The organism is Moorena sp. SIO4A5, assembly GCF_010672005.1.
Lineage (GTDB): Bacteria > Cyanobacteriota > Cyanobacteriia > Cyanobacteriales > Coleofasciculaceae > Moorena.
The window spans coordinates 1-5,092 of sequence record NZ_JAAHHZ010000333.1 but is presented as its reverse complement, the minus strand read 5'-3'; the positions used below and the strand labels follow the sequence as shown (position 1 = coordinate 5,092).

At 45.0% G+C, this 5,092-nt stretch carries 6 protein-coding genes and 1 pseudogene; 3 read left to right on the top strand and 4 right to left on the bottom strand.

Annotated elements, in window-relative coordinates:
- On the top strand, nucleotides 1–857 hold an 857-nt coding region (locus tag F6K57_RS36385), incomplete at its 5' end, for a methyltransferase domain-containing protein (RefSeq protein WP_293073014.1).
- Here F6K57_RS36385 and F6K57_RS36380 read toward each other — a convergent pair.
- Both F6K57_RS36380 and F6K57_RS36375 read right to left on the bottom strand, forming a co-directional pair.
- A complete protein-coding gene (locus F6K57_RS36380) occupies nucleotides 858–1,733 on the bottom strand; it encodes a shikimate dehydrogenase (RefSeq protein WP_293073011.1) in 876 nt (291 codons plus the stop codon).
- Nucleotides 1,733–1,864 (bottom strand): hypothetical protein, encoded by a 132-nt coding sequence (locus tag F6K57_RS36375; RefSeq protein ID WP_293073008.1) that lies wholly within the window; start codon nucleotides 1,862–1,864, stop codon nucleotides 1,733–1,735. Before F6K57_RS36375 ends, F6K57_RS36380 begins: the two co-directional genes overlap by 1 nt.
- A gap of 353 nt (nucleotides 1,865–2,217) precedes the next feature.
- Here F6K57_RS36375 and F6K57_RS36370 point away from each other — a divergent pair, with 353 nt between their 5' ends.
- Entirely contained in the window at nucleotides 2,218–3,696 is a 1,479-nt protein-coding gene (locus F6K57_RS36370) for a serine/threonine-protein kinase (RefSeq protein ID WP_293073005.1), read from the top strand.
- A gap of 273 nt (nucleotides 3,697–3,969) precedes the next feature.
- Nucleotides 3,970–4,332 (top strand): hypothetical protein, encoded by a 363-nt coding sequence (locus F6K57_RS36365; RefSeq protein WP_070395832.1) that lies wholly within the window; start codon nucleotides 3,970–3,972, stop codon nucleotides 4,330–4,332.
- Between the two features lie 105 nt (nucleotides 4,333–4,437).
- On the opposite strand, the gene F6K57_RS36360 is transcribed toward F6K57_RS36365, so the two are convergent.
- Together F6K57_RS36360 and F6K57_RS36355 are read right to left on the bottom strand one after the other, a co-directional pair.
- Complete coding sequence (locus F6K57_RS36360; RefSeq protein WP_293073002.1) at nucleotides 4,438–4,659, bottom strand: hypothetical protein; 222 nt, start codon at nucleotides 4,657–4,659, stop codon at nucleotides 4,438–4,440.
- A gap of 36 nt (nucleotides 4,660–4,695) precedes the next feature.
- Nucleotides 4,696–5,092 (bottom strand): annotated as a pseudogene (locus tag F6K57_RS36355) (23S rRNA (adenine(2503)-C(2))-methyltransferase RlmN); the annotation flags it as partial.

Sequence of the window (5,092 nt, the reverse complement as noted above, 5' to 3'; positions counted from 1 at the left end):
TCAAAAAGAAGTTGAAAGGACAAAACCAAGTGAACTATTCCACAACCGTTGATACCGCTCGAACTTATTACAACAGTGATAGTGCTGATCAATTCTATGCCACTGTTTGGGGCGGAGAAGATATTCATGTTGGTATCTATGAACGGGAAGATGAACCTGTTTTTGATGCCAGTCGCCGCACGGTTGAACGGGTCGCCTCATTACTGAACTTGAATGAAAATAGCTCCGTTCTCGATATTGGCTCGGGCTATGGTGGAGCAGCCCGTTATTTGGCTAAAACCTTCGGTTGTCATGTCACTTGTTTGAATGTAAGCAAAGTTCAGAATCAACGGAATTCTCAAATGAACCAAGAACAGGGACTTGGGTCTTTGATTGAAGTAATCGAGGGTAGTTTTGAAGACATTCCCTACGAGGATGAACAGTTTGATGTGGTGTGGTCTCAGGATGCAATTTTGCACAGTGGTAACCGGATTCAGTTGATTAAAGAGGTTCAGCGGGTGATGAAACCGGGAGGTGAATTCATCTTCACTGATCCCATGCAGAGTGATGACTGTCCCGAAGGATTGCTGCAACCGGTTTTAGACCGCATTCACCTCGACTCCCTTGGTTCTATTGAGTTCTATCGCAAGGCTGCTAAGGTTACAGGTTTAGAAGAAATCCAGGTGATTGATCTAACGGCGCAACTGGTGAACCATTATCGGCGAGTCCTCGAAACGGTAGATGCCAATTATCAGCAAGCCGTTGCCGATAGTGGCAAGGATTACATTGACGCCATGAAAGTAGGTCTTAATCATTGGATTGATGCTGGCAAGAACGGTTACCTCAGTTGGGGAATTCTGCATTTTCGCAAAAAGTAACTAACTTTTCAATAATCCCAATTTCTCCTGCAGAGCGTGACGCATAATATCCACTGGTGGAGTTTGTCCTAACCAAATTTTGAAAGCTGCTGCTCCCTGTTGCACCAGCATTTCCAATCCATCAATTGCGATCGCGCCCTGTTCCTTGGCTTGTCGTAAAAACTGAGTGGGATTAGGAGTATATATCAAGTCATAAGCGATCGCATTTTCCGGCAACCTGGCCATAGCTAGCTCATCCACAGGAGACTGCTCGACCTTGGGATACATGCCCACTGGAGTAGCATTAACCAACAAATTGGCTTGGGGCAGGAGTTCCGGTAGTTGTTCCCAAGGATGAGTATGAATAGTAATAGCAAGGTCAGACTTGATCCAGCTTTGCTTAAATTGACCTAACTTGTCCTGATTGCGACCAAGCACATGAATCTCAGTACAACCGAGTTGAGCACAACCCACTACTACAGCTCGTGCGGCACCACCACACCCCAAAATGACTACAGTAGTTTGACTCCAATCCCGGTTATACCGTTTCAACGGGGAGATAAATCCTTCGATATCGGTATTCGTACCAATCCAACCCTGATCGGTGCGATAAACAGTATTCACTGCTCCCACCCCTTGAGCCACTGTTGAAATTTCCGATAACAAGGGGATGATACTCTGTTTGTGAGGAATAGTGATACTGAAGCCCACTAGACCAATCGCCTCAAAACCAGCGATCGCATTTTTCAAATCTGCTGATTTTACCGGTAAAGCTAGGTAGACATAATCCACATCCAAGGATGCGATCGCTCGGTTATGCATCAGTGGTGATAACGAATGTTCCACTGGATCACCAATCACACCCAGTAACTTTGTTGTTCCTGTTATTTGCACCATCACCCTACTTCGAGCACATAAAGCGCTACGCCCATGGCATTGGCAAGAGGCAAGAGGCAAGAGGCAAGAGGCAAGAGGCAAGAGGCAAGAGGCAAAGGTGCGCTTAACCCATTAAGAATTAAATTCGCCACGGGTCGCACCTAAAAGTTAACTGCGACAGCTTTTGCTGCTTGTATCAATGTCAAACACCTGAATGCGTAGTGCTATAAATTTTAATTTTAAGCCTGAAATAGTTAATAATTGCGACATTAATATTTCTTATTAAATATTTCTGATTATGATTGCTGCCTTCGGTTAACAATTTGTTGACAATTCACCATCAACCGTCCACAATACTTACTCCAAGCCGCGCATTTGAATGAACTATGATTTTTCTCATGGTGGCTAAAATAGATCATATCGAGCCAATTATAGTGCCAAATATAATACCAATTAACTAGGCAGCAACGGCATGAACCCAACTGGTATTCAAAAGAGTGGAGCCATGAATTCAATCACTTGTATGATATGTGAGCAAATCAATCCCAGTCGGGCAAGTTTTTGCTCTCGTTGTGGTGCCTCTCTATCTCCTCCGAGTAGCAGTCCCCTAGAGACTAATCTAAATAATACTAATCTAGACCATACTAATCTGGACAATACTAATCTAGACCATAGATTAGAGACTGGAAGCCGATTACGCGATCGCTACATTATTCAACGTACCTTAGGACAAGGGGGATTTGGCAAAACCTACCTAGCCAAAGACACTGGACGCTTTAATGAACTAGTAACCCTAAAAGAGCTGACTCCAAGAAACCAAGGCACCCATACCCTAGAAAAAGCCGAAGAACTATTTCAACGGGAAGCAACCATGCTGCACAAGCTTTCATCCCCCCAAATTCCGAGATTCTGGGAATTTTTTCGGGATGGCAAACGGTTGTTTCTCGTCCAAGACTACATTGAAGGAAAAACCTATCAAACCTTACTCGAAGAACGAGTAAGCAAAGGGGAACGGTTCAGCGAAACCGAAATTATCCAACTGTTTCGGCAATTGCTCCCGGTCTTAAGCTACCTACACCAATTAGGCATAATTCACCGGGATATTGCTCCAGATAATATTATCCGTCGTGCTTCCGATGGAGTGCCAGTATTAATTGACCTGGGTGGTGTCAAACAAATTGCCCTAGAAGTCAATACTCCCGTAACCAGTGGGCAAAACTCTGCCATCTACGCTGGTGGGACTTGCCTAGGTAAAGTTGGCTATGCCCCTGATGAACAGCTACGCTTAGGGATTGCTGCTCCCCATAGTGACCTCTATGCTTTGGGAGTAACAGCACTAGTACTGATGACTGGTAAACAGCCCCAGGAACTGGTTGACCCTTATACCCTCAACTGGCGAACTGAAGAAGAACTAACCCTCTCTCCAGAGTTTAATCCTATTCTCTCTCGTTTGCTAGCATCCCAACCCTCTGAGCGATTCCAATCTGCTCAAGAGGTTCTAGAGCTGATTCAAACTGATGAGTCTGATGATTCTAAGGTTAGAGAAACAGAAATCAAGGGTACTGTAGCTGTAACTCCCCAGTCTAAATCCTACCCGCCACCGACTCCCATCAATAATTCCGGTTGCAAGCAAGTGTTTGACGAATCTGTTCCAGTGCCAGCAGAGATTCAAGGCTGGAACTGGGGTGCCTTTTGTTTACCAGGTTTGTGGTGTGTCACCAATCAAGTATGGATTGGACTGATTGCCTGGAGTGATCTATCGTTAGTGACTGGATTTCTGGCTTGGCCAGTGATGGGGATTATTTTGGGAATCAAGGGCAATGAGTGGGCATGGAAAAGTCGCCGTTGGAAGAGTATCAAAGCCTTTAAGCGCCATCAACGGGGTTGGGCAATCACATCCTTCGTCATTACTGGTATCATGGTTACCCTACTATTTTTATTTTTAGAGCTGATTCGTCAACTCGTACTAAACCTTGTAGGATAAGGCTTGCGTCAACATAGAACAATTGAACTATTTAATAGCTAAAAGACAATCATAGCAAGGCTTTCATACTTCTTAAGATTTACTTTACGAATTAGCTCTTAGTATTGTTTATTGGGATAGCCTCCCTAGTGCCGTGGTGAATCACCTATTGCTCAACTGTAGCATCCGTGTGTTTATTGCATCCGTGTGTTCAGTGGGTTCGATACTAGTTCCAGGTTAAGCCCAGGGGCATTGCTATTACTACCTACCATCACTATCTAAAGGAGAAGAAACATGACTAGCTTTCCTGCCTGGACTCAAATCATTGTCACCATGTCCGAATCCCAAGTTTTTTACACAGAAGAAGTAACAGGCTATGACAGCATAAGCTTGGTTTTACCTGGGAAGCCCTTCGATCTCAGTCTTTCCTTAGATACCTATGAAGACGCGATCGAGATAATTTTTGAAATTTATCCAGACCAAAATGCTTACCGATTAAATATGCGTAACAAGCAGGAAGGAGTAGACCTCCAACAGAAAAGTACTGAAGAAAATTTAGATTTAACTGGATTAGACGCACGCCCAATTGGAACCTACAGTGATTTTTGCCGACATTTAGAAGAATTGTATGGAGTAGCTCAAGAAGTAGGTTGGTAATGGTAAGCTAATAGCGATCAGCGATCAGCGATCAGCGATCAGCGATCAGCGATCAGCTATTAGCTTTTGAATAAAGAGGTAAGCATTTGTTTAATCTAAGTTAGTTCACAGCGTCGTTCGCACAGCGTGGCCATTCGCGTAGCGTGGCCATTCGCGTAGCGTGGCCATTCGCGTAGCGTGGCCATTCGCGTAGCGTGGCCATTCGCGTAGCGTGGCCATTCGCGTAGCGTGGCCATTCGCGTAGCGTGGCCAAAGCCTGTGCCACAAGGCTGACGGCTGTTCGCGTAGCGTGGCCATTCGCGTAGCGTGGCCAAAGGCCAAGGCCAAGGCTGACGGCTGAATGCTTACCTTAAAACATTACTTCTAATTACTCCTAGATGCTCTAAGTTGTCCACAAGCGGCGTCTTTGTCAAGACCACGGGAATGGCGTACACTGACAGCAATGTGTTGCTGCTTAAGAGCTTCAACAAAGCCTTGAATCCTGCGGTAATTAGGGCGCTGGTAATCTACTTCACTAATGGGATTGTAGGGAATCAAATTGACATGACTCTGAAACCCCCTCAGGTTCTTAGCCAACTCAACAGCATGTTTTTGAGAGTCATTCAGTCCACCCAAAAGGATATATTCAAAGGTGACTCGGCGACTTGTTAAGTTTACATAGTCTCGACATTCATCTAATAGTGCTTTGAGAGGATAGTGCTTGGCACTAGGAATCAGTTGCTCCCGTAGCTGCTGATTTGAGGCATGTAGACTGACGGCA